The organism is Haemophilus sp. HMSC61B11, assembly GCF_001838615.1.
Lineage (GTDB): Bacteria > Pseudomonadota > Gammaproteobacteria > Enterobacterales > Pasteurellaceae > Haemophilus_D > Haemophilus_D parainfluenzae_AD.
In genome coordinates this window covers 61,802-84,478 of record NZ_KV837949.1, presented here as the reverse complement: position 1 = coordinate 84,478, position 22,677 = coordinate 61,802, and the positions used below count along the sequence as shown (strand labels likewise).

Annotated in this window: 22 protein-coding genes and 1 pseudogene; 14 read left to right on the top strand and 9 right to left on the bottom strand. The window is 41.8% G+C overall.

The window, feature by feature from the left end; genetic code table 11:
* Nucleotides 1–110 precede the first annotated feature (110 nt).
* The 5 genes from murI to gmk all read right to left on the bottom strand — a co-directional run bounded on the left by murI (nt 111) and on the right by gmk (nt 6,161).
* Nucleotides 111–902, bottom strand: coding sequence for a glutamate racemase (murI, locus tag HMPREF3263_RS00910; protein WP_070852824.1), 792 nt, complete (start codon nt 900–902; stop codon nt 111–113).
* 30 nt (nt 903–932) lie between these two features.
* Complete coding sequence (gene recG, locus HMPREF3263_RS00905) at nt 933–3,014, bottom strand: ATP-dependent DNA helicase RecG (protein ID WP_070852823.1); 2,082 nt, start codon at nt 3,012–3,014, stop codon at nt 933–935.
* Nucleotides 3,014–5,134, bottom strand: a complete 2,121-nt coding sequence (spoT, locus tag HMPREF3263_RS00900) for a bifunctional GTP diphosphokinase/guanosine-3',5'-bis pyrophosphate 3'-pyrophosphohydrolase (RefSeq protein WP_070852822.1) — start codon at nt 5,132–5,134, stop codon at nt 3,014–3,016. Before spoT ends, recG begins: the two co-directional genes overlap by 1 nt.
* 74 nt (nt 5,135–5,208) lie before the next feature.
* Entirely contained in the window at nt 5,209–5,475 is a 267-nt protein-coding gene (gene rpoZ / locus HMPREF3263_RS00895; RefSeq protein WP_005695622.1) for a DNA-directed RNA polymerase subunit omega, read from the bottom strand.
* A 59-nt stretch (nt 5,476–5,534) separates the two neighbouring features.
* The gene (gene gmk, locus HMPREF3263_RS00890) at nt 5,535–6,161 is read right to left on the bottom strand and encodes a guanylate kinase (protein WP_032822854.1); all 627 of its coding nucleotides are present in this window, start codon (nt 6,159–6,161) and stop codon (nt 5,535–5,537) included.
* A gap of 217 nt (nt 6,162–6,378) precedes the next feature.
* On the opposite strand from gmk, the gene gap reads away from it, so the two are divergent.
* Complete coding sequence (gap, locus tag HMPREF3263_RS00885) at nt 6,379–7,398, top strand: type I glyceraldehyde-3-phosphate dehydrogenase (RefSeq protein WP_049356951.1); 1,020 nt, start codon at nt 6,379–6,381, stop codon at nt 7,396–7,398.
* Between the two features lie 227 nt (nt 7,399–7,625).
* Nucleotides 7,626–9,443 (top strand): AMP-dependent synthetase/ligase, encoded by a 1,818-nt coding sequence (locus tag HMPREF3263_RS00880; RefSeq protein ID WP_070852821.1) that lies wholly within the window; start codon nt 7,626–7,628, stop codon nt 9,441–9,443.
* A 47-nt stretch (nt 9,444–9,490) separates the two neighbouring features.
* Here HMPREF3263_RS00880 and selD read toward each other — a convergent pair whose 3' ends face one another.
* From selD to HMPREF3263_RS00865, 3 genes and pseudogenes are all read right to left on the bottom strand, one after another.
* Nucleotides 9,491–10,528: a selenide, water dikinase SelD gene (gene selD, locus HMPREF3263_RS00875; RefSeq protein WP_083327576.1), complete on the bottom strand. Its 1,038-nt coding sequence runs from the start codon at nt 10,526–10,528 to the stop codon at nt 9,491–9,493.
* Between the two features lie 62 nt (nt 10,529–10,590).
* Nucleotides 10,591–11,859: an HlyC/CorC family transporter gene (locus HMPREF3263_RS00870; protein ID WP_065286285.1), complete on the bottom strand. Its 1,269-nt coding sequence runs from the start codon at nt 11,857–11,859 to the stop codon at nt 10,591–10,593.
* Nucleotides 11,860–11,936: 77 nt separating this feature from the next.
* Nucleotides 11,937–12,374, bottom strand: a pseudogene (locus HMPREF3263_RS00865) (inner membrane protein YpjD); the annotation flags it as partial.
* A 513-nt stretch (nt 12,375–12,887) separates the two neighbouring features.
* On the opposite strand from HMPREF3263_RS00865, the gene hisG reads away from it, so the two are divergent.
* The 12 genes from hisG (at nt 12,888) to hisIE (ending at nt 22,359) form a co-directional block, all read left to right on the top strand.
* Complete coding sequence (gene hisG, locus HMPREF3263_RS00860) at nt 12,888–13,787, top strand: ATP phosphoribosyltransferase (protein WP_070852819.1); 900 nt, start codon at nt 12,888–12,890, stop codon at nt 13,785–13,787.
* Nucleotides 13,788–13,882: 95 nt separating this feature from the next.
* Nucleotides 13,883–14,173: a helix-hairpin-helix domain-containing protein gene (locus HMPREF3263_RS00855; RefSeq protein WP_070852818.1), complete on the top strand. Its 291-nt coding sequence runs from the start codon at nt 13,883–13,885 to the stop codon at nt 14,171–14,173.
* A 12-nt stretch (nt 14,174–14,185) separates the two neighbouring features.
* Nucleotides 14,186–14,425: a recombinase RecA gene (locus HMPREF3263_RS00850; protein ID WP_005698417.1), complete on the top strand. Its 240-nt coding sequence runs from the start codon at nt 14,186–14,188 to the stop codon at nt 14,423–14,425.
* A 50-nt stretch (nt 14,426–14,475) separates the two neighbouring features.
* The gene (locus tag HMPREF3263_RS00845; protein ID WP_256337352.1) at nt 14,476–14,973 is read left to right on the top strand and encodes an SRPBCC family protein; all 498 of its coding nucleotides are present in this window, start codon (nt 14,476–14,478) and stop codon (nt 14,971–14,973) included.
* 3 nt (nt 14,974–14,976) lie between these two features.
* Nucleotides 14,977–16,263: a histidinol dehydrogenase gene (hisD, locus tag HMPREF3263_RS00840; protein WP_065242978.1), complete on the top strand. Its 1,287-nt coding sequence runs from the start codon at nt 14,977–14,979 to the stop codon at nt 16,261–16,263.
* Between the two features lie 12 nt (nt 16,264–16,275).
* Nucleotides 16,276–17,334, top strand: coding sequence for a histidinol-phosphate transaminase (gene hisC / locus HMPREF3263_RS00835; protein WP_070852817.1), 1,059 nt, complete (start codon nt 16,276–16,278; stop codon nt 17,332–17,334).
* A gap of 77 nt (nt 17,335–17,411) precedes the next feature.
* Nucleotides 17,412–18,500 (top strand): bifunctional histidinol-phosphatase/imidazoleglycerol-phosphate dehydratase HisB, encoded by a 1,089-nt coding sequence (hisB, locus tag HMPREF3263_RS00830; protein ID WP_005698448.1) that lies wholly within the window; start codon nt 17,412–17,414, stop codon nt 18,498–18,500.
* A 120-nt stretch (nt 18,501–18,620) separates the two neighbouring features.
* Nucleotides 18,621–19,442 (top strand): hypothetical protein, encoded by an 822-nt coding sequence (locus HMPREF3263_RS00825; RefSeq protein WP_005698365.1) that lies wholly within the window; start codon nt 18,621–18,623, stop codon nt 19,440–19,442.
* 2 nt (nt 19,443–19,444) lie between these two features.
* On the top strand, nt 19,445–20,041 hold the full coding sequence (gene hisH, locus HMPREF3263_RS00820; protein WP_070852816.1) for an imidazole glycerol phosphate synthase subunit HisH: 597 nt from the start codon (nt 19,445–19,447) through the stop codon (nt 20,039–20,041).
* A gap of 226 nt (nt 20,042–20,267) precedes the next feature.
* Nucleotides 20,268–21,014 carry a 1-(5-phosphoribosyl)-5-[(5-phosphoribosylamino)methylideneamino]imidazole-4-carboxamide isomerase gene (gene hisA, locus HMPREF3263_RS00815; RefSeq protein ID WP_049380475.1) on the top strand — a complete coding sequence of 249 codons (747 nt, stop codon included), beginning with the start codon at nt 20,268–20,270 and terminating at the stop codon, nt 21,012–21,014.
* Nucleotides 20,996–21,769, top strand: coding sequence for an imidazole glycerol phosphate synthase subunit HisF (hisF, locus tag HMPREF3263_RS00810; protein WP_049375597.1), 774 nt, complete (start codon nt 20,996–20,998; stop codon nt 21,767–21,769). The genes hisA and hisF overlap by 19 nt, the downstream gene beginning before the upstream one ends.
* Before the next feature lie 8 nt (nt 21,770–21,777).
* Nucleotides 21,778–22,359, top strand: coding sequence for a bifunctional phosphoribosyl-AMP cyclohydrolase/phosphoribosyl-ATP diphosphatase HisIE (gene hisIE, locus HMPREF3263_RS00805; RefSeq protein WP_070852815.1), 582 nt, complete (start codon nt 21,778–21,780; stop codon nt 22,357–22,359).
* Here hisIE and HMPREF3263_RS10940 read toward each other — a convergent pair.
* Nucleotides 22,341–22,541: a helix-turn-helix domain-containing protein gene (locus HMPREF3263_RS10940; RefSeq protein ID WP_083327575.1), complete on the bottom strand. Its 201-nt coding sequence runs from the start codon at nt 22,539–22,541 to the stop codon at nt 22,341–22,343. The two genes, hisIE and HMPREF3263_RS10940, sit on opposite strands and share 19 nt — an antisense overlap.
* Nucleotides 22,542–22,677 lie beyond the last annotated feature (136 nt).

Here is a 22,677-nt window from a genome sequence, read left to right as displayed (position 1 = left end):
TGTGTGGGGCGTATTATAGGCATTTCAGATTCCTTTGCAAGATCTTTTTGTAAAAAAATGTAAATTTTTTTGCTGTTTGCTTACAAACGCACCAACATGACGAGAAAAAATCATTTTAAAACGGTAATTCTATAAAATCCCCAAAGAGCCAACGCTTGTTCTAATTGGTATTTATTCTCTACATCTTGCGTACAAAAAACCTGATTTTTCATCTCAGATTTTGACCGCACTTCTAATTTATCAAGTAAAAATTGTAGCCGTTTGGCAATAGCGAATCCAGGGTCCATAAAATTCTTCACTTGAGGTAAGCAAATTTGAATTTCATCTTTAATTAAAGGGAAATGCGTACAGCCTAAACAAATCGTATCTAAATTCTCTATTGAGGCCCAGGGGCTTAATTCATTTTTCAATGCAATCAAATCAACCGACTTCCCTTGGATTTTATGCTCTGCGATTTCAACCAGTTTAGTTGAGCCTAATCGTTCAACGACACAATGGGCGGCAAACTGATGAATAAGATCATTAACATAAGGGCGTTTAACCGTGCCCTTTGTTGCCAGTAGACCAATATGTTTCGTTTGTGAGATTTCTGCCGCTGGCTTAATAGCTGGCACAGTACCTACAATCGGAATAGAAAATTGTTCACGCAAAGGCGGTAACACCACCGTACTCGCGGTATTGCAAGCAATCACTATGGCATCAAGTGGATAATCTTGATTAATCTTTTTACAAATATCCAATGTTCGCTGAATGATTGTTTCTTCTGATTTTTCTGAATAAGGAAAGCCTGCATTGTCAAAGCAATACAAATAATGGTTATCGGGCATCAGCTTTTTCGCTTCCCGATAAACGCTTAAGCCTCCCATTCCTGAATCAAAGAAAAGTACCGTTGATTTATTCATTTATAAAACTCTTTCAAAAATAACCGCACTTTAGGCATTCGAATAAATTTCTCGATTATATAGCCAACGACGAATTAAACTTTCTGCCACATCCGGGTATTTCACAATTAATGCTTTAGCATAATGTTGAACGGTTGGGATCATTTTACGATCGCGCATTAAATTCGCCACCTTAAATTCAGCGATACCCGTCTGCTTGGTACCCAACACTTCACCAGGTCCGCGAATTTCTAAATCTTTCTCTGAAATCACAAAGCCATCTTGGCTATCACGTAATACCTGCAAACGTTTTTGCGAGACTTTACCTAACGGCGGTTTATACATTAAGACACAAAAAGAAGCCGTACTGCCACGCCCTACTCGCCCACGTAACTGATGGAGTTGTGATAAGCCCAAACGCTCAGCATTTTCAATGATCATTAGACTGGCATTCGGCACATCTACGCCCACTTCGATTACAGTTGTGGCCACAAGCAAATCGAGTTCTGCATTTTTAAAGGCTGCCATAATATCTTGTTTTTCTTGCGGTTTCATTCTCCCATGTACAAGACCAATTTTAAGCATCGGCAGCGCTTTTGTTAAATCTTCCCAAATTGCCTCGGCTGCTTGCGCTTCTAGTACTTCTGATTCATCAATTAAAGTACAGACCCAATAAGCCTGGCGTTTTTCATTAATACAGGCGTTTTTGACTCGAGCAACAATTTCATTGCGACGCTCTTCCGAAATAACAATTGTCGTAATCGGCGTTCTGCCTGGTGGCAATTCGTCAATAATCGACGTATCGAGATCAGCATAAACCGTCATCGCTAATGTTCTTGGGATTGGCGTTGCTGTCATAATCAGTTGATGGGGGTAAAATCCTGCTTTTTCGCCTTTTTCTCGCAACATTAAACGCTGATGCACACCAAAACGATGCTGTTCATCAATAATCACCAAGGCTAAATCAGCAAATTCCACTTCCTCTTGGAACAAAGCATGCGTGCCCACCACCATTTGTACAGCACCGGATTTAATCTTCTCCAATTCGGCTTGGCGAGCTTTCCCTTTTACTTTACCCGCTAACCAGCCAACTTCAATACTGAAAGGCTCTAACCAACGGCGGAAATTATTCGCATGCTGTTCCGCTAAAATCTCTGTTGGAGCCATTAAAGCCACTTGTTTACCATTATTAATCGCTAATAAGGCCGCTAAGGCTGCCACTAATGTTTTCCCTGAACCTACATCCCCTTGAACAAGCCGCATCATCGGATAGTCTCTTGCTAAATCCTGTTCAATATCTGCCAGCACTCTATTTTGAGCATTTGTTGGTTGAAACGGCAAAGATGCAAGAAAACGTTGTTTCAAATCAGTTTGATAATGCAATGGCAACGCTAAAAACTGCTGCGTACCCAACCGCACTTTTTGCATTGCAAGATTGTGTGCTAAAAGTTCTTCAAAGATAAGTCGTTGTTGTGCCGGATGCTGTCCTTTCTCCAAAATATCTAATGAGATATCTGGCGGTGGACGATGCAAAAATTGAATAGCATCCTTTAGGCTAAAAGGATGTGGATTAAATTCATTAGGTAAAATTTCCGTTAATTGGATTTTATCGAGTAAAGCCAATGCTTGATCGGTTAGCTTACGTAATGAATTTTGTTTTAAACCTTCCGTTGTGGAATAAATTGGTGTGAGCGTTTCCTCTAAAACTAATGGCGCATTATCCCGTATAATTTGATATTCAGGATGATGAATTTCCGCCATAAAACGCCCACGTTTAATTTCACCAAACGCTTTGACGCGCGTACCAATCTGAAAACTATTTTTCATCCCTGCATTAAAATTGAAGAAACGAAGCATAATTTTGCTCGTTCCATCAGAAAGACTTACGGTTAAAATAGGACGGCGCCCAAAGGCAACTTCACAAGTTTGGACAACACCTTCAATAGTGGCATATTGTTCAGGACGAAGATCGGCAATAGGCGTAATTCTCGTGCGATCTTCATAACGGATTGGTAAATGAAAAAGCAAGTCTTGGAGATTATGAATTCCAATACGGCTTAATTTATCGGAGATTGCCGCACCTACACCCGATAAAGTGGTTAGAGGAACGGCATCGAGAAGTTGTGTGCTCATTATGCTTCATTAATATTGCGCTTCAAACGAATCACACTGGTAATTTGTTTGATTTTTCGCATAATGTTTTCTAAATGATAGATATCTCTTGCGCCAACTTGGATAATGACTAATAGCACATTATTCTCTAACTCTTCTGTCCAAATACTTTGAATATTACTTTCGCAAGTCGTGACGGCTGTCATGAGGCTACCTAATGCATTTTGCTCATTAAGCATTTCAATGTGTAATTCAGCATCAAAATTGACCGCACTTTCAGCCTCTTCCCATTTTGCGGCAGTAAAATCTTTCGTATTACTTGACGCTAAATTAGAACAAGCTTGATGATGAACAACCACACCTTTCTTCGCGGTACTTAATGCCACGATAGGATCACCCGGAATTGGGTGACAGCATTGAGCGAAAGACGCTTTCATTTCACCATCTCGGCTCAATGTTAGTATGCTTTGCGTATTTTCAGAAACGCCATCCACATCAATTTCAATAGCTTCATCCATTAATTGGTGAGCAATAACGCTCGACATTTGATTGCCCACACCAATTTCCTCAAAAAGCTCATTAAGGCTTGAGAGATTCAATTCATTCAATACTGCTTGGATTTTCTCTTCAGAAACTTCAGAGAGATAATGTGGTTTCAACGCCATTTCCAACTGTTTTTTGCCTGTCTGAACGGCATCATCTGCACGCAATAATTTTAAGAAATGACGAATACGAGTTCTTGCGCGAGCGGTCACTACAAAGTTTAACCAACTAACACTTGGATGAGTATTTTCACTAGTTACAATCTCAACGGTTTGACCAGATTCTAAAGCTTGTGATAATGGATAAGGTTTATGCTCTACTACTGCCGCAACACAATGATTTCCAACATCAGAATGCACTGCATAAGCAAAATCGACAGCTGTTGCGCCCATTGGTAATTCAACGATACGACCTTTCGGCGTAAAGACATAGATTTCTTTCGGGAAAAACTCAGATTTTACATTTTCAATAAACTCAAAGGAGTTGCCTACATTTTGTTGAATATCCACCAAGCTTTGCAACCAACGTTGTGCACGTACTTGAGCTGTGGTGCTATCGTTTTTACCACCTTCTTTATACACCCAATGAGCGGTAATTCCCATTTCGGCAACCTGTTCCATCTCTTCAGTTTGCAAGTGAACTTCCACCGGCACCCCATGAGGACCAATCATTGAGGTTTGTAGCGCTTGGTAGCCATTTGCACGTGGCACAGCAATATAATCTTTCACTTTACCAGGGCGAGGCTTATACAAACTATGCATTTGCCCTAATCCGCGATAGCAATCATCAACTGAATTCACAATGACACGGAAAGCATAAATATCCATAATTGAATGGAATTTCTGATCTTTCATGCGCATTTTTTGGTAAATTTTATAAAGATGTTTTTCACGTCCCCAAATACGATTTGTAATGCCTACATTATCAAGACGCTGTGAAATATCATTAGAAATACGTTGAATCAATTCTTGACGAGAGCCACGCGCTTGTTCGACAAGCTTTTTAAGCACTTCATAACGGCGAGGATGCATTGCTTCAAAAGATAAATCTTCTAATTCATTCTTGATATGCTCTATACCTAAACGGTGAGCTAATGGACAGTAAATCTCTAAGGTTTCTTTTGCAATACGACGACGTTTATCCGGACGCAATGAACCCAGTGTTCGCATATTATGAGTACGGTCAGCCAGTTTGATTAAGACGACGCGAATATCTCGAGTCATCGCTAAAATCATTTTGCGGAAGTTTTCAACCTGTGCTTCTTGGCGGGTACGGAATTTCAATTTATCCAGTTTAGATACGCCATCTACAATTTCGGCTACGCTAGCACCAAACTCATCTTTTAATTGGGATTCGGTATAAGGGGTATCTTCGATAACATCATGCAATAATGCCGCCATGACAGCTTCATGGTCTAAATGCATTTCCGCAATGATTGAAGCCACTGCAACTGGGTGAGTAATGTAAGGTTCGCCGCTTGAGCGAAATTGTCCTTCGTGAGCATCTCGCGCAATGACGAATGCACGTTTGATTAATTCAATTTTATCGGCGGGCAAATACCCCTGAATAATTCGATCTAAATCGGCAAACAATTCCAAAGGACACCTGACTTTTTGTAGAGAGAAAGACTAGGCGATCAAAATACTTTAATTTTGACCGCACTTTAATGAGATTATTCTGCGATTAACGCTACTGCCACTTCTTCGTTACGTTGAGAAGCTGCCTCATCTAAATACTCTTTTGCATCCATGATTTCTTGGTTGATTAACCCTTTTTCAATTTCACGTAATGCAATTACCGTTGGTTTATCGTTATCTTCCGGCACTAACGGCTCACTTTGATGTAGCTCTAATTGTCTCGCACGACGAGCGGCGGTTAAAATTAAATCAAAACGGTTACCAATTTTTTCTACTGCATCTTGCACAGTCACTCGAGCCATGTTTTACTCCGATGTTAAAAATAATGTCTATAAGGGAAAACATTGTACTCAATTCAAGGTTATTTTGCTAGTAGCTGGTGAATTAAGTCTGCATTTTCTGTTTGTTGATAAGCTTTAGTCAAACGTTCTGCTTGCAAAATACTTTGAAAATCAGCCAATGCCTGTTCAAAATTATCATTCACAATAACGTAATCATATTCGTCATAATGGGAAATTTCGCTGATTGCTTTTGACATTCGTTCAGCAATCACTTCTTTGCTATCCTGTCCACGTCCCACCAAACGACGTTCCAATTCAGGTAATGAGGGCGGTAAAATGAAAATACTTTTTACTGAAGGCACTTTTTGACGAATTTGCTGTGCGCCTTGCCAGTCAATATCTAAAAAGACATCAATGCCTTTAGCCAGGTTTTCTTCGATTGCAGGCAATGAAGTGCCGTAATAATTGCCACCAAACACTTTTGCATATTCTAAGAAATGGCCTTTTTCAATTAAACGCTCAAATTCTTCTACGGAAACAAAATAATAATGCACACCATGACTTTCGCCTGGGCGAGGTGAACGTGTCGTGTGTGAAATCGACACCATTTTTTTCGTGCCTTGATTTTTCTCTAATAATGCTGAAATTAATGATGACTTGCCCGCCCCACTTGGTGCAGAAAGAATATATAAATTACCTTGAGACATAATTGAAACCTCTTCTTGTTGTTTGTTTTTATTATACAAAAAGAAAATGAAAAGTGCGGTCAAAATTTCATTTGTTTTTCATCCTCGTTAAAAAGTGATCGAGATCACAAAAAAGTGGTATATACCCTTTTTTTTATCAAAATGCCCGTGCTATAATCCGTAAGAACTCGTTAGAGCAACGATTTTGTTTAACTTAAAAATAGAAGGTGAAAATCTTATGGCTATTAAAATTGGTATCAACGGTTTCGGCCGTATCGGTCGTATCGTATTCCGTGCAGCACAACATCGTGATGACATCGAAGTTGTAGGTATCAACGACTTAATCGATGTTGAATACATGGCTTACATGTTGAAATACGATTCAACTCACGGTCGTTTTGACGGTACTGTTGAAGTTAAAGACGGTAACTTAGTAGTAAACGGTAAAACCATCCGTGTTACTTCTGAACGTGATCCTGCAAACCTTAATTGGGGTGCGATCGGCGTTGATGTTGCAGTTGAAGCAACTGGTTTATTCTTAACTGATGAAACAGCACGCAAACACATCACTGCTGGTGCGAAAAAAGTCGTATTAACAGGTCCTTCTAAAGATAGCACACCTATGTTCGTACGTGGTGTAAACTTCGGTGCATACGCTGGTCAAGACATCGTGTCTAACGCTTCTTGTACGACAAACTGTTTAGCACCTTTAGCACGTGTTGTTCACGAAACTTTCGGTATCAAAGATGGTTTAATGACCACAGTTCACGCAACCACTGCAACTCAAAAAACTGTTGATGGTCCATCAGCTAAAGACTGGCGCGGTGGTCGTGGTGCGGCACAAAACATCATCCCTTCATCTACCGGTGCAGCAAAAGCTGTTGGTAAAGTATTACCAGCATTAAACGGTAAATTAACTGGTATGGCGTTCCGTGTTCCTACTCCAAACGTTTCTGTAGTTGACTTAACTGTAAACTTAGAAAAACCAGCAACTTACGAACAAATCAAACAAGCAATCAAAGATGCAGCAGAAGGTAAAACTTTCAACGGCGAATTAAAAGGCGTTTTAGGTTACACTGAAGATGCAGTAGTTTCTACAGACTTCAACGGCTGTACTTTAACTTCTGTATTTGATGCTGATGCAGGTATTGCATTAACTGACTCTTTCGTTAAATTAGTATCTTGGTACGATAACGAAACTGGTTACTCAAACAAAGTATTAGACTTAGTTGCACATGTTTACAACTACAAAGGCTAATCAAAATCGTTAAAAAATTAACCGCTCTTTTTAGAGCGGTTTTTTTATTCCCAATCCATTTCATTTAATCAATATTTTTAAATTCTTTATTTCTCATCCTAAGATAAAAATAGAAAAATAAATATGTCTATTATTTATTCTATATTCACAAAATAACAACATTTCACTAGATTTTAAATTTATTTCGTTTATATTAGCGTACAGTTGTTCGCTCAAATAAGGCTTATATGAATTTAGAACGTCATTTCGTCAATCGAATTCGCCAACAAGCAAAAATTCGTCAAAATGCAACCGCACTTCGCCATAAAATTAATGGCTTATGGAAAGATATTTCGTGGAATTCATTCCAACAACAGCTTGATCAGCTTTCATTAGCTTTTCTTGCTTGCAATATTCAAGTACAAGATAAAATTGCGATATTTGCGCATAATATGTCACGTTGGACTATCGCGGACATTGCTGCGCTTCAAGTTCGTGCCATTACTGTTCCAATTTATGCAACCAATACTTCACAACAGGCTGAATTTATTTTAAATCATGCCGATGTCAAAATTTTGTTTGTCGGTGATCAAGAGCAATATGATCAAGCATTAGAAATTGCGCATCAGTGTCCTCAATTACAAAAAATTGTGGCAATGAAAGAACAAATTAAACTAGCCGAAACCAGTCTTTCTTGCCATTGGGATGATTTAATACAATTAGGCACTGCAGAATTTCAGGCTGATCTTGATGAGCGCTTAGCCAATAAAACGATGGATGATTTATTCACGATTATCTATACCTCTGGCACAACGGGTGAACCCAAAGGCGTCATGCTCGATTACAGTAACTTAGCACATCAACTTGAAGCCCATGATATTGCATTAAATGTTAATCAAGATGAGGTTTCACTTTCTTTTTTACCATTTAGCCACATTTTTGAGCGTGCTTGGGTTGCCTATGTGTTACACCGAGGAGCAATTCTTTGTTATCTCGAAAATACCAATCAAGTACGTGAAGCATTAATGGAAGTACGCCCAACCTTTATGTGTGCAGTACCGCGTTTCTATGAAAAAATTTATTCTGCCGTGCTTGATAAAGTACAAAAAGCACCTTTTATTCGTCAGATGATTTTCCATTGGGCGATTGCAGTGGGGCAAAAACGTTTTGATCTTCTATCTCAAAATAAAAAAGTCCCGTTTTTCTTGCAAAAATGCTATGTTCTCGCTGATAAACTCGTGTTTTCTAAACTGCGTTCATTGTTAGGCGGACGTATTAAAATGATGCCTTGCGGTGGCGCAAAATTGGAACCCTCCATTAGTCTTTTCTTCCATTGCATTGGAATTAATATCAAACTCGGTTATGGCATGACTGAAACTACAGCTACTGTTTCGTGCTGGGATGATCACCATTTTAATCCGAATTCTATTGGTAAATTGATGCCAAATGCCGAAGTTAAAATAGGGGAAAATAACGAGATTCTGGTTCGTGGCGGTATGGTGATGAAGGGTTACTATAAAAAGCCTGAAGAAACGGCCCAAGCCTTCACCGAAGATGGTTTCTTAAAAACGGGAGATGCCGGTGAATTTGATGCTGAAGGTAATTTATTTATTACCGATCGTATTAAAGAATTGATGAAAACCTCTAACGGCAAATACATTGCGCCACAATATATCGAAGGTAAAATCGGTAAAGATAAATTTATCGAACAAATTGCGATTATTGCTGATGCCAAAAAATATGTTTCAGCCCTAATCGTACCTTGTTTTGACAGCGTAGAAGAATATGCGAAAAAACTGAATATCAAGTATCAAGATCGCATGGAATTACTCAAACACTCTGAAATTATTAAAATGTTTGAGAAGCGCATCGAAAGCCTTCAAAAAGAACTGGCACACTTTGAACAAGTGAAGAAATTTACGCTACTCTCTCAGGCATTTAGTGTAAAACTTGGTGAAATCACGCCTACGCTCAAATTACGCCGAAAAGTGATTATGGAACGCTATCGTCATATTATTGACTCGATGTATTCCAACAACAAAGAAAATAAGGAAAATAAAGAATAAAAAAGGCGGTGAATTTTCACCGCACTTTTTATTTTCACTAAAGCCATTTATTCGACTTCTACTAGTACGCCAGCTTGACGAAGTTTCAATACGCCTACCTCACTAAGCTCAATACCGGCTTTTTTCGCAATCTCTAAAATTTCAGCTTCACTTTCTGGTTTAACCGCAATCAACAAACCACCTGAAGTTTGAGGATCGCAAAGTACCGCCTTTTGATAATCCGTAAGAGGACCGATTTTATGACCATAGCTTTCAAAGTTACGGTTGGTTCCACCTGGGACACAACCTTCTGCAATGTAATCTGCTACACCATCTAATAATTTGATTTTATCAAAATTCACAACCGCATTAAGATTTGAGCCTTCACAGATTTCAGCCAAGTGCCCTAACAAACCAAACCCCGTTACATCTGTCATGGCGGTGACACCTGCAACTTCTGCAAATTGACTACCTATCAGATTCATTTGACACATTGCTGCTGTTGCCAATCCTTGATGTTCTGGTTTTAATTTGCCTTTTTTCTCTGCTGTAGTCAGCACACCGATACCTAATGGCTTAGTTAAATAAAGCTTACACCCCGCTTCTGCTGAGGCATTACGTTTGACACGATCGGTAGCAATAACCCCTGTGACCGCTAAACCAAAAATCGGTTCTGGTGCATCAATCGAGTGACCACCCGCTAGCGAAATCCCTGCTTGATGGCAAGCAAAACGACCACCATCAACTATTTTCTGAGCCACTTCTGGCGGCAATTTATTAATTGGGAAGCCTAGAATGGCAATTGCCATAATTGGTTTACCGCCCATTGCGAAAATATCACTAATAGCATTGGTTGCAGCAATGCGACCAAAATCAAAAGGATCGTCCACAATCGGCATGAAGAAATCCGTGGTACTAATAATTGCAGTACCATTACCAAGATCATAAACCGCAGCATCATCCGCTGTTTCATTTCCCACTAATAAATTGGGATCTGAAAATTTTTCGAGTTCTGTCTGTAAAATTGTCCCTAATACCTTAGGCGAAATTTTACAGCCTCAACCTGCGCCGTGGCTGTATTGTGTTAAACGAATCTCATCAGTCATGCTAAATCCTTGCTAAAATCACATACCTTATAAGCTAAAAGTACACTCATAAAATCTGGCGTTTATGACGCTAACTTCTCCACTTTCGCTTGTTTAATCATATTATCGCTAACTTCCAAAATCGTAATTTGCAAGCCATCAATTTCACAAACGGTTCCTTCATCAGGAATATCTTCAAGATGCTCAAGAATTAAACCATTAAAGGTACGTGCATCTTCTGTATCTAATTCCCAACCAAACATTTTATTCAAATCACGAAGATTTGCCGAACCTTCAATAATCATCGAACCATCAGATTGCTGAACGACTTCTTGTTCAATAGTCGGTGCAGTAGTGGTTGTAAAATCACCCACAATTTCTTCTAAAATATCTTCAAGCGTGACTAATCCTTTAATGTCACCATATTCGTCCACCACTAAACCGATACGTTCTTTTTTCGTACGGAAATTCGCTAATTGTGTTTTAAGTGGTGTCCCTTCTGGAATGAAGTACACTTCATCAACTGCACGTAATAAGGTTTCTTTGGTAAATTCATTTTTTTCTAATAACAAACGAAACGCTTCACGCACACGCAAAATCCCTAATACTTGCTCATCAAGGCTGCCTTTATACAACACAATTCGGTTGTGTGGTGCATGATTAAGCTGGCGCATAATGGCTTTCCAATCGTCATCAATATCAATCCCTGCTATTTCATTACGTGGCACCATGATATCGTCAACCGTCACTGTTTCCATATCTAAAATAGAAAGCAACATTTGCGGATGCTGTTCATCCGGTGTCGCTTCTCCCGCTTCCGATACAATACTACGAAGTTCTTCACGGCTAATCACTTGTTTTTGCATATCCGGTTTTAAACCCACCATTCGCATTAATGTCTTCGTGAAAAGATTCATTAACCAAACTAACGGATAAAATATTTTTAATAGCAAGACCAAGATATGACTTGAAAATAATCCCACCTTTTCAGGATGCATTGCCGCAACAGTTTTAGGGAAAATTTCAGAAAAAACAAGCATCACAAAGGTTAACAAACCTGTTGCAATGGCCACCCCCGCATCACCATATAAACGCATACCAATCATGGTTGCAATAGCTGAAGCACTGATGTTAACAAGGTTATTAAAGATCAGAATAAAGCTTAGCAAAGTATCGGGCTTTTCAAGCAGTTTTTCCGCTTTTTGCGCCCCTCTATTGCCTTGTTCCGCCATAAAACGAAGGCGATATTTATTGAGAGAGAGTAATCCGGTTTCTGAGCCGGAAAAATAGGCTGATAAAACTAAACAAATAATGAGTGTAATAAATAAAGTACTAAGGGGGATACTGTCCAAGGGTAAATCCTTTTGTTCGTTAATCAACGAAAAGTGCGGTTATTTTCACCGCACTTTTACCAGTTCTTTGATTTTGCTTAAATCAAACGGCTACCAAAATAGCCAATCGTGAGCAGAATGATACCTGAAATTGCGTAAATAATCATCCTTTTTCCACGCCAGCCTAGTCGCCAATGACCAAAACAAGCAATACCAAAACTAATCCAAGCAAGGAAAGAGAAAATCGCTTTGTGCAGATTTTCTAGGGTTACCGCTTGTAATACATGGTAAGTACCCGAAATTAAAGTCAGAGTCAGTAATACTTCTCCCATCGCAAATAAACAGAAGAAATGACGTTTTACCGCCATTAATGGTGGAATTGCGGGCGAAAATTGGATTTTACGCTTTTTCAAATTACGGTCTAACCATACCAATTAGATCATATAAAGCGTTGCAATAAAACAGACCGCATAGGTAAAAAGCGACAAGCCAATATGGAACAACATCAACGTGTTCTGATTTAACAATTCAATAAGAAATAATCTTTCCAAACATACGGTATCTCAATGGGATACCATTATCACATTGCTATGAAGAATTTTATTCCAACCATTATTATCGGTGTTGGTGCAGCAGGTTTGTTCTGTGCCGTACAATTGGGCTACAGGTTAATATTTTTGATAATGGCAAAAAATCAGCCGTAAAATTCTGATGCCTGGTGACGGCTTTTGTCTGCACACAAGCAATTCATGATCTTGATCAATAAAAAATACATCAATTAAATTTTTTTCTTTTTGGGCTTGCGCCAACACTTATTCTTCAGTACAGTGTTGTCAACCTAGTTCCATTTTTAGATAAGGCTCAAAAAATGACTTTTTTAGGTAATCGTCGCTATCATCACCACCACTTGAATTCACATTCAAGCGTTTGGTGCTACCTAAAAAACAGATAAGAGTCGCTGAGAAAGAAATCTCGTAAAGCCCTCGAAGGTTCGCACCTCCGAGGGCTTTTTCTATTTCACATCAATAATTTTTACCGAGGATATTTATATGCAAACACAAAACCGACTCAAAATCGCCTTACAGAAAAAAGGGCGTTTAAGCCAAGATTGCGCAGCCTTACTCAAACAATGTGGAGTAAAAATTAATTGGAACGAACAACGACTTATTGCCTATTCGGAAAACCTACCTATTGAAATCCTGCGCGTGCGTGATGACGACATTCCCGGCTTGATCTTCGACGGCGTGGCGGATCTCGGCATTATCGGTGAAAACGTACTGGAGGAAGAAGAATTGGGGCGCTTGGCTGCCGGAGAAACGGTCGCTTATAAAAAGCTGCGCCAGTTGGATTTCGGCGGTTGCCGTTTATCTTTGGCAATTGATCGCGACCAGCAATATAACGGCGTGCAGGATTTTGCTAATGCCCGCATCGCCACCTCCTACCCGAATTTGCTCAAACGTTACATGAAAGCGCAAGGCGTGCCATTCAAAAGCACGTTGCTGAACGGCTCTGTGGAAGTTGCCCCTAGCGCAGGACTTGCCGATGCCATTTGCGATTTAGTGTCCTCCGGCGCAACCTTAGAAGCGAATGGATTGAAAGAAGTGGAAGTGATTTACTGCTCCAAAGCCTGTTTAATCCAACGCGCCGAACCTTTAAGCAGCGATAAACAAATCTTGGTAGATAGACTGCTCACCCGCATTCAAGGTGTGCAACAAGCAACCGAATCCAAATATATCATGCTACACGCGCCGAAAAATAGACTCGAAGAAATCACCGCACTTTTACCCGGTGTGGAAAATCCAACGATTCTGCCGCTGGCACATGACGACTCTAAAGTAGCCATGCACGTGGTCAGCCAAGAAAATCTGTTTTGGGAAACTATGGAGCAGTTGAAAGAAGTCGGTTCCAGTTCAATTTTGGTGTTACCGATTGAAAAGATGATGAAATAAATAGTATCTAGGAAAGCAGCTAAAAGTGCGGTCATTTTTTTGAACGTTTTATAAAAATTTTGCGAAATTTATCCGTTTTGAAAAGGAAAACCTAAATGAACCCGAAAAAAGTGAAGCGAATCCACTTAACCAAACTGACAGATTTACCCAACATCGGTAAAGCGGCCGAGGCGGATTTAATCCGTCTCGGGATTCAAATGCCGCATGATTTGCTAGGACGTAACGCATATCAAATGTATGATGACTTATGCCGTATTACCAGGCAAAAACATGATCCTTGCGTAATCGATGTATTTTTATCGATAGTGGATTTTATCAACGGCGGCGAGCCGCAGGATTGGTGGAAATTCACAGCACAACGCAAGGCGTATTTAGCGTCTATTTAAAAGGAGAAATATATGCCGTTTAATGACATTGAAAAACAATCTTTACTTGCACAAAAAGGCATCGGACCGACGGTGTTAAAACGTTTAACTGAAATGGGATTGGATAACGTTGCTATATTAGCGAAAACGGATCCGGATTTCATTCTGCAACGTGGCGCAGAAATCACCGGCTCAACTTGCTGGCGTAACAGCCCCCAAGCGCGCAAAGCGATTGAAACAGCGGTAAATTGGGCAAAGGAGCAAATAAAATAAGTAGCCGTTAATAAAGGATACACTACTCCACTAACGATGAAGGATGAGGTATGAAAATTATTTCATATGGATTATTGTTCATAATAGGTATTGGCATAATGATTTATGTTATTGGTTATTTTTTACCGGAAACACGTAAATTAACCAAGGAAACGGTGTATTCTGCTAATGCGGAGAAAGTTTATAACGTAATGACGGATAATCAAAATTGGCAATATAGAACCTCTTTGGATAATTTAGAAATTTTAGCCCAAGATGGAGAAAATGAAGTTTGGCAAGAAACGACCAACGATATAACCATTCTTTTTAAAACAAGAGAAAAGCGCCCTTTTGAATACTATGCTTTTGATATGTCGAGTCAATTTTTTACGGGAGAATGGCACGCTACATTAACGCCAATCGACGAAAAACAAACCCGTTTTGAAGCGACAGAAAGTTTAACTTTCCCAAACCCTTTTATAAGAGTATTAAGTTACCTTTTTATGGATTTGGAAAAGTTTATGCAAACCTATGAAGATGAATTAAGAAAGAAATTAGAAAAGGAATAAACTATGCAAACTTTCGTCTGGAATAACCTCAACACAGTTGAAAAGCAACAAGCCCTTACCCGCCCTGCGATTTCCGCCTCAAATGAGATTAAAAGTGCGGTGGAAAATATCGTTAAATTTGTGCAACAGGAAGGCGATAAGGCGTTGTTTGAACTTACAGAGAAATTCGACAAAATCAAACTCGATAGCTTGATTGTCACTCCACAACAAATTGCGGAGGCGACGGCGCGTATTCCTGAGCCGTTGAAGAAGGCGATTCAGAATGCCAAGCGCAATATTACTGCCTTTCACGAAGCACAGAAACCACAGGCGGTGGATATTGAAACCCAGCCCGGCGTGCGTTGTCAGGTGGTGACGCGTCCGATTAATCGTGTCGGTTTGTACATTCCGGGCGGTTCCGCGCCGTTATTTTCTACGGTGCTGATGCTTGCCATTCCGGCGAAAATCGCAGGTTGTAAGAAAATCGTGCTGTGTTCACCGCCACCGATTGCGGATGAAATTCTTTACACTGCCAATCTGTGTGGTGTGCAAACCATTTATGCGGTGGGCGGTGCGCAAGCGGTGGTGGCGATGGCGTTAGGTACGCAAAGCGTTGCTAAGGTGGATAAAATTTTCGGGCCGGGCAATGCCTTTGTGACGGAAGCTAAACGCCAAGTCAGCCAAATGATTAACGGAGCCAATATCGATATGCCGGCCGGGCCATCAGAAGTGTTGGTGATTGCCGATGAACAGGTGGATCCTGAATTCGTTGCCTCTGATTTGCTTTCCCAAGCAGAACACGGCGCAGATTCGCAAGTGATTTTGGTCACACCGAGCGAAACGCTGGCAAAACAGACCGCACTTTGTGTGGAACAACAGCTTGCCCAACTGCCTCGTGCAGAAATCGCCCGCAAAGCGTTGTCCCACAGTCGTATTCTCATCGCCAAGGATTTGGCGCAATGTCTCGCCATCAGCAATGAATATGCGCCGGAACACTTAATCGTGCAAACGCAAAACGCCCGTGAATTATTGCCTCAACTGGATAATGCCGGGTCCATTTTCCTCGGTGCTTATTCGCCGGAAAGCATGGGCGATTACGCCAGCGGCACCAATCACGTTCTGCCAACCTACGGCTACACGCGCACCTATTCCAGCCTTGGTTTGGCGGATTTCAGCAAACGCATGACCGTGCAGGAACTCACCCCGCAAGGCTTCAAAGATTTAGCCGAAACCGTGGAATTGATGGCGCAGGCGGAACAGCTGGATGCGCACAAAATGGCAGTGAGTTTGAGATTAGCGAAGTTGCAATAAGAGGAAAACCACATGACAATCACAACATTATCCCGACAAAACGTGCAAGCGCTTACGCCCTATCAATCCGCCCGAAAACTCGGTGGCAACGGCACGATTTGGCTGAATGCGAATGAGTATCCCACTTCGCCGACGTTTCAACTTTCGGGCAAAGATTTAAACCGCTACCCTGAGCCGCAACCGCAAGCGGTAGTGCAAGGCTATGCCAATTATGCGGGTGTGCCGCCTGAAAATGTGTTGGTGACCCGTGGCGGTGATGAAGGCATTGAGTTGGTTATTCGAGCTTTTTGCGAACCAAATCAAGACGCTATTTTGTTCTGCCCACCTACGTATGGCATGTATGCTGTGAGTGCCGAAACGGCAGGCGTGGCGTGCAAAACCGTGCCATTAACGGCAGATTTTCAACTAAATCTTGCCGAAATTAAACCGCAACTGGAGGGCGTGAAAGTCGTCTTTGTGTGTAGCCCAAACAACCCGACAGGCAATTTGCTCAAACGGTCGGATTTGCTTGAGCTTTTGCAACTCACTGCCGGCAAAGCCATTGTGGTGGTGGATGAAGCTTACATCGAATTTTGCCCTGAAGCGACACTCACAAAAGAGCTGAAAAATTACCCGCACTTAGCCATTATTCGTACCCTCTCCAAAGCCTTTGCCTTGGCAGGATTGCGCTGCGGTTTTGTGTTAGCCAATACGGCGTTAATCCAAATTCTCAGCAAAGTGATCGCCCCTTATCCCATCCCCGTGCCAAGCGCCGACATCGCGGAACAAGCCTTGCAGGCGGAGAATATCGCCCTTGTGCAAGCCCGCGCACAGGAGATTTTAGCCAATCGTCAATGGCTGGCTGAAGCCTTAGCAGACTTGCCACAAGTGGAAAACGTGTACCACAGCGAAGCCAATTATTTGCTCATAAAATGCCAAGATGGCGAGCGCGTTTTCAAGGCGTTGTGGGAGCAAGGGATTATCCTGCGCGATCAAAACAAAGCATTAAATTTACAAAATTGTATTCGGATTACTGTGGGGACAAGAGAGGAGAATGAGAGAGTGGTGGAGGCGATTGCCATACTAAAATAATGCTCAAAAAAACTCCCCTCTTTAACAAAGAGGGGGACCGGATCACGAGTTTATATACATTGATAGAGGAAAAAACCATGCAACCCACCCTTTTTATCGACCGCGACGGCACGCTGATTGACGAACCGAAAACCGATTTTCAGATCGATAGTTTGGAAAAGCTGAAATTTGAACCGAACGTCATTCCTGCCTTGCTCAAGCTCAAAGGCAAATACCGTTTTGTGATGGTGTCCAATCAAGACGGGCTAGGCACGGATTCTTTCCCGCAAGAAGATTTCGACAAGCCGCACAACGCCATGATGGCGCTGTTTAAATCACAGGGCATTGAATTTGATGATGTGCTGATTTGCCCTCACAAACCGGAAGATAACTGCGCCTGCCGCAAACCGAAAACCAAGTTGCTGAAAAAATACATCCAAAAAAACTTGTTCGATCCTGACCGCTCTTTTGTGATTGGCGACCGAGCTACTGACGTGCAGTTGGCTGAAAACCTCGGCATTCGTGCACTGCAATATCACCCTGAAAAATTAAACTGGGATTTGATCGCAGAAAAACTGCTCGGCGAACCCGTCAGTAACATCGGCAACCGCCCACCTCGCTACGCAGAAGTCGCCCGCAAAACTAAAGAAACAGACATCAAGGTTCAAGTATGGCTGGATGAAACGGGCGTGAACCAAATCAGCACGGGCGTGGGCTTTTTTGACCACATGCTCGATCAAATCGCCACCCACGGCGGTTTCCGCATGAACGTCAGCTGCAAAGGCGACTTACACATTGACGAACACCACACCGTGGAAGACACTGCCCTCACCCTTGGAGCCGCCTTAAAACAAGCCATCGGCGACAAACGTGGCATCGCTCGCTTCGGCTTCGTGTTGCCGATGGACGAATGCAAAGCAGAATGCGCTCTGGATTTATCCGGTCGCCCGTGGATTAAATTCAACGCCAAATTCAAACGGGATAAAGTGGGCAATTTCAGCACGGAACTCACCGAACATTTCTTCCAATCCCTCGCATTTTCGCTACTCGCCACGCTTCACCTAAAAGCCACCGGCGACAATGACCACCACAAAATTGAAAGCCTGTTTAAGGTATTCGGCAGAACCTTAAGACAAGCTATTCGAATTGAAGGGAATGAATTGCCGAGTAGTAAGGGGGTGTTGTGATAAATATATGAAATGTAGAAAAAACCTAAGGGTTTATGTAGAATTTAACACTTTAAATCAATGGATCAATATTTATTAAATATATGAATATTGAGAGCAATTACAATAACAGGAGATTTTATGTGGTATCAATGGGTTTTTTCAGGGATAGGATTAATAGTTTTTTCAGCTATTGGATACTTATTTATTAATATTGTTAAAGCTTATAAAAATAGAGTTGGTTATTTTATATACCCTAAGTTTAGATATAGTTTGCCAGATGAGTTCATAAAATCTAGAGGAAAAAATAAAGGCATTGATTCCTTTGATGTACAGGCTGTTCAAATTAATAACTTTTCATATGAAATAAAGAAAGAAGTTAAAATCATATTTGATGGTGATATAAATTTGTCTCCTAAAGTATATTACTTAGATAAGTCTAAGGTAAATATGGAATTTTTAGATAAAGAAATAAACATCAAGGATTTTTACCCTGATCAAACATTATATGTTGAGTTTTATAATCCTAATAGAAATTTTTGTATTAAGAATATACTTATTGATGGAAGTAAGATCTCTAGAACAGTTCAAGTTTTAACAGAGTTAAAAAGAGATCCTAAACTGGCGCTACTAAAGTATACATCTTTATTGACTATATTTTTCACTGTTGTTTTAGTTGTTTTCTTTGTTTTTTTTACCATAGAAAGAAACAATCTTACTAATGAATTTCACAATAAGCTAAACAATTATCAGAAAGGTTTAAGTGGAAGACTTTGTGGTCTATCTCCTTATAATATAAATGGTTTTCTATCATATATATCATTAGATAATGATATAGAAAAATTATTAAAGAATAATTTAATTTCTGAAGAAGAGATTCTAAGACTTAATCAAGTTAAAAGCATAGAAGAATTAAAAGGATTAAAACAAGTGATTTTATGTACTCCTCCTAAAAAGGAATAATTATGCCCAATATCACCATCATCGACACTGGCTGTGCCAACCTCTCTTCCGTCAAATTTGCCTTTGATCGCTTGGGTTATTGCGCCGAAATCACGCGGGATATTCACAAAATCCAAGCTGCCGATAAATTGCTATTGCCCGGCGTGGGCACGGCGATGGCGGCGATGCAGAATTTGGCGGAGCGTAACCTGATTGACTGTATCCGCAACGCTACCCAACCGATGCTTGGTATTTGTTTGGGTATGCAGCTGATGACCGAATTTTCCACCGAAGGCAATGTGGCGGCGCTCGGTTTAATGAACGGGCAGACAGAGCTCATCCCAAATAGCGGCTTGCCGTTGCCGCACATGGGCTGGAACAAGGTGCGTTACACGCCAGACCATACGCTGTTTGCCGGCATTGAACAGGACAGCCATTTTTACTTTGTGCACAGCTACGCCGTGCAACCCAACGAAAACACCATTGCGACAAGCCATTACGGTGTGGACTTCTCCGCCGCCATCGCGAATAAAAATTTCTACGGCGTACAGTTCCACCCGGAACGATCGGGTAAAAATGGTGCGTTGTTGTTGAGGAATTTTGTGGAGAAGGTGAAATAGATTACAGATCTAAAATAACGCACGATCCCCCTCTTTAGAAAAGAGGGGCAGGGGGAGATTTGATTACGATGTCTAATCTCACACAAGGTTAAAAATGACTTCTGCCACAAACGCTTGCGTTTGAACGTTGCTTTAGCAACAGCACGGAGTGTGAGCGAAGCGAATAAATCTCCCCTAACCCCTCTTTGCTAAAGAGGGGAACTGATTACATTACACAGGAAAACCTATGCAAACATCACAAATCATCCCCGCCCTCGATCTCATCGACGGGCACGTTGTCCGCCTACATCAGGGCGATTATGCGCAGCAGACCACTTACAGCGACAATCCCATTGAGCAGTTCGCAAGCTATATTCAACAAGGCGCGCAGCAGTTGCATTTGGTGGATTTAACCGGCGCGAAAGATCCGTTGAAAAGACAGACCGCACTTATCGGCAAAATTATCGCCGCCACACAAAGTAACATTCAGGTGGGTGGTGGGATTCGTACCGAACAGGACGTCGCCGATTTGCTAGCGGTGGGCGCGAACCGCGTGGTGATTGGTTCTACGGCGGTGACACAACCCGATATGGTACAACGCTGGTTTAACAAATATGGCGCGGAGAAATTCGTGTTGGCGCTAGACGTGCGCATTGAAAACGGGCAGAAATTGGTGGCGATTAAAGGTTGGCAGGAAACCAGTGCGCTGACCCTTGAAAACGTCGTGGAAAATTACCGCACTTTTGGCTTGCAACATGTGCTTTGCACCGACATTTCCCGCGACGGCACACTGGCAGGTTCTAACGTGCAGCTTTATCGTGAAGTGTGCGCTAAGTTCCCGGATGTGCAGTTCCAGTCTTCCGGCGGCATCGGTTCGTTGGCGGATATCGAAGCTCTCAAAGGCACAGGCGTGGCAGGCGTGATTGTGGGGCGCGCGTTGTTAGAAGGAAAATTTAATGTAGCGGAGGCAATCGAATGTTGGCAAAACGGATAATTCCTTGTTTGGACGTGCGTGATGGACAGGTGGTGAAAGGCGTGCAGTTTCGCAATCATGAAATTATCGGCGACATCGTGCCGTTGGCGCAGCGTTATGCGCAGGAAGGCGCGGATGAGCTGGTGTTCTATGACATTACCGCCTCTTCGGACGGCCGCACCGTGGATAAAAGCTGGGTGGAACGCGTGGCGCAAGTCATCGACATTCCGTTTTGCGTAGCGGGCGGCATTAAAACTATCGCGGATGCGGAACAGATTTTTGCTTTCGGCGCGGATAAAATTTCCATTAATTCTCCCGCTCTTGCCGATCCTGATTTGATTTCACGCTTGGCGGAACGTTTTGGCGTACAGGCCATCGTGGTGGGCATTGACAGCTGGTTCGAGCAGGAAACGGGCAAATATTGGGTGAACCAATACACCGGAGACGAAAAACGCACCCGACAAACCAATTGGCAGCTGTTAGATTGGGTAGCCGAAGTGCAACAACGTGGTGCGGGTGAAATTGTATTGAATATGATGAATCAAGACGGCGTACGCAACGGCTATGATTTAGCGCAACTGAAACTGGTGCGCCAAACTTGCCACGTCCCGCTAATCGCCTCCGGTGGCGCGGGTAAAATGGTGCATTTCCGTGATGCTTTTATTGACGCCAATGTGGACGGCGCTTTAGCCGCGAGCGTGTTCCATAAGCAGATTATTCAGATTGGGGAACTCAAACGCTATTTGCGTCAACACAATATTGAAATCAGAGAGTAAGGAAAATGATGCTTAATACTAGCCTTATCAACTGGAAAAAAGTCGATGGGTTACTGCCTGTCATTGTTCAACATGCACAAACCAGTCAGGTTTTGATGTTGGGATATATGAATAATGAAGCCTTAACCAAAACCATCAATGAAGGCAAAGTGACCTTCTATTCCCGTACCAAGAAACGCCTCTGGACAAAGGGGGAAACCTCGGGGCATTTTTTGAATGTCGTGGATATGAGTTTGGACTGCGACAATGACACCTTGTTAATTTTAGCTAACCCTATCGGCGCAACCTGCCATACCGGAGAAGACAGCTGCTTTCATCAGTTCACTCAACAAGCCACCAGCCACTGGACATGGTTTGCCCAACTGGAGCAGCATTTAGCAGAAAAGAAAAACGCTGATCCGGCCACCTCTTACACCGCAACGCTGCACAGTAAAGGCATTAAGAAAATCGCCCAAAAAGTGGGAGAAGAAGCGGTAGAAACGGTGCTAGCTGCCGTTTCGCAAGATAAACCGGAAACCCTCAGCGAAGCGGCGGATTTGGTCTATCACTTGATCTGCCCCCAAAACCTGGACTATTCACATAAGGGATGACGACGATGTTGTATCAGATTCAGCCCTTTTATGTCACTTTTTTCAAAGCGTCTCAACCAAGTTCCGACTAATGTGCCAGAGGAGATATTGTAAAAACAAGTGGCTTCTCGAATGCTCATTTTCCCTTTTAGGATAGGTTGAAGAACCTGTAATTTAAATTTTATTGCGTAGTGTTTACCCATAAAAAATCTGCACCTCAATTGTTTGGTTGTTCAGTCCAACTTTTGGGGTGCAGATCATTTGACCTGTTCTTTGATTTTGATTAAATCAAACGGCTGCCAAAATAGGCAATCGTGAGCAGAATGATACCTGAAATTG

Excerpts from the sequence above, each read along its gene's own strand:
- gap (WP_049356951.1), top strand. The coding sequence starts at position 6,379 with ATGGCTATTAAAATTGGTATCAACGGTTTCGGCCGTATCGGTCGTATC.
- hisB (WP_005698448.1), top strand. The coding sequence starts at position 17,412 with ATGCAACCCACCCTTTTTATCGACCGCGACGGCACGCTGATTGACGAA.
- HMPREF3263_RS00845 (WP_256337352.1), top strand. The coding sequence starts at position 14,476 with ATGAAAATTATTTCATATGGATTATTGTTCATAATAGGTATTGGCATA.
- hisF (WP_049375597.1), top strand. The coding sequence starts at position 20,996 with ATGTTGGCAAAACGGATAATTCCTTGTTTGGACGTGCGTGATGGACAG.
- murI (WP_070852824.1), bottom strand. The coding sequence starts at position 902 with ATGAATAAATCAACGGTACTTTTCTTTGATTCAGGAATGGGAGGCTTA.
- HMPREF3263_RS00880 (WP_070852821.1), top strand. The coding sequence starts at position 7,626 with ATGAATTTAGAACGTCATTTCGTCAATCGAATTCGCCAACAAGCAAAA.
- HMPREF3263_RS00855 (WP_070852818.1), top strand. The coding sequence starts at position 13,883 with ATGAACCCGAAAAAAGTGAAGCGAATCCACTTAACCAAACTGACAGAT.
- hisH (WP_070852816.1), top strand. The coding sequence starts at position 19,445 with ATGCCCAATATCACCATCATCGACACTGGCTGTGCCAACCTCTCTTCC.
- hisC (WP_070852817.1), top strand. The coding sequence starts at position 16,276 with ATGACAATCACAACATTATCCCGACAAAACGTGCAAGCGCTTACGCCC.
- hisD (WP_065242978.1), top strand. The coding sequence starts at position 14,977 with ATGCAAACTTTCGTCTGGAATAACCTCAACACAGTTGAAAAGCAACAA.
- rpoZ (WP_005695622.1), bottom strand. The coding sequence starts at position 5,475 with ATGGCTCGAGTGACTGTGCAAGATGCAGTAGAAAAAATTGGTAACCGT.
- HMPREF3263_RS10940 (WP_083327575.1), bottom strand. The coding sequence starts at position 22,541 with ATGGGTAAACACTACGCAATAAAATTTAAATTACAGGTTCTTCAACCT.
- hisA (WP_049380475.1), top strand. The coding sequence starts at position 20,268 with ATGCAAACATCACAAATCATCCCCGCCCTCGATCTCATCGACGGGCAC.
- gmk (WP_032822854.1), bottom strand. The coding sequence starts at position 6,161 with ATGTCTCAAGGTAATTTATATATTCTTTCTGCACCAAGTGGGGCGGGC.
- HMPREF3263_RS00825 (WP_005698365.1), top strand. The coding sequence starts at position 18,621 with ATGTGGTATCAATGGGTTTTTTCAGGGATAGGATTAATAGTTTTTTCA.
- hisIE (WP_070852815.1), top strand. The coding sequence starts at position 21,778 with ATGCTTAATACTAGCCTTATCAACTGGAAAAAAGTCGATGGGTTACTG.
- recG (WP_070852823.1), bottom strand. The coding sequence starts at position 3,014 with ATGAGCACACAACTTCTCGATGCCGTTCCTCTAACCACTTTATCGGGT.
- HMPREF3263_RS00850 (WP_005698417.1), top strand. The coding sequence starts at position 14,186 with ATGCCGTTTAATGACATTGAAAAACAATCTTTACTTGCACAAAAAGGC.
- hisG (WP_070852819.1), top strand. The coding sequence starts at position 12,888 with ATGCAAACACAAAACCGACTCAAAATCGCCTTACAGAAAAAAGGGCGT.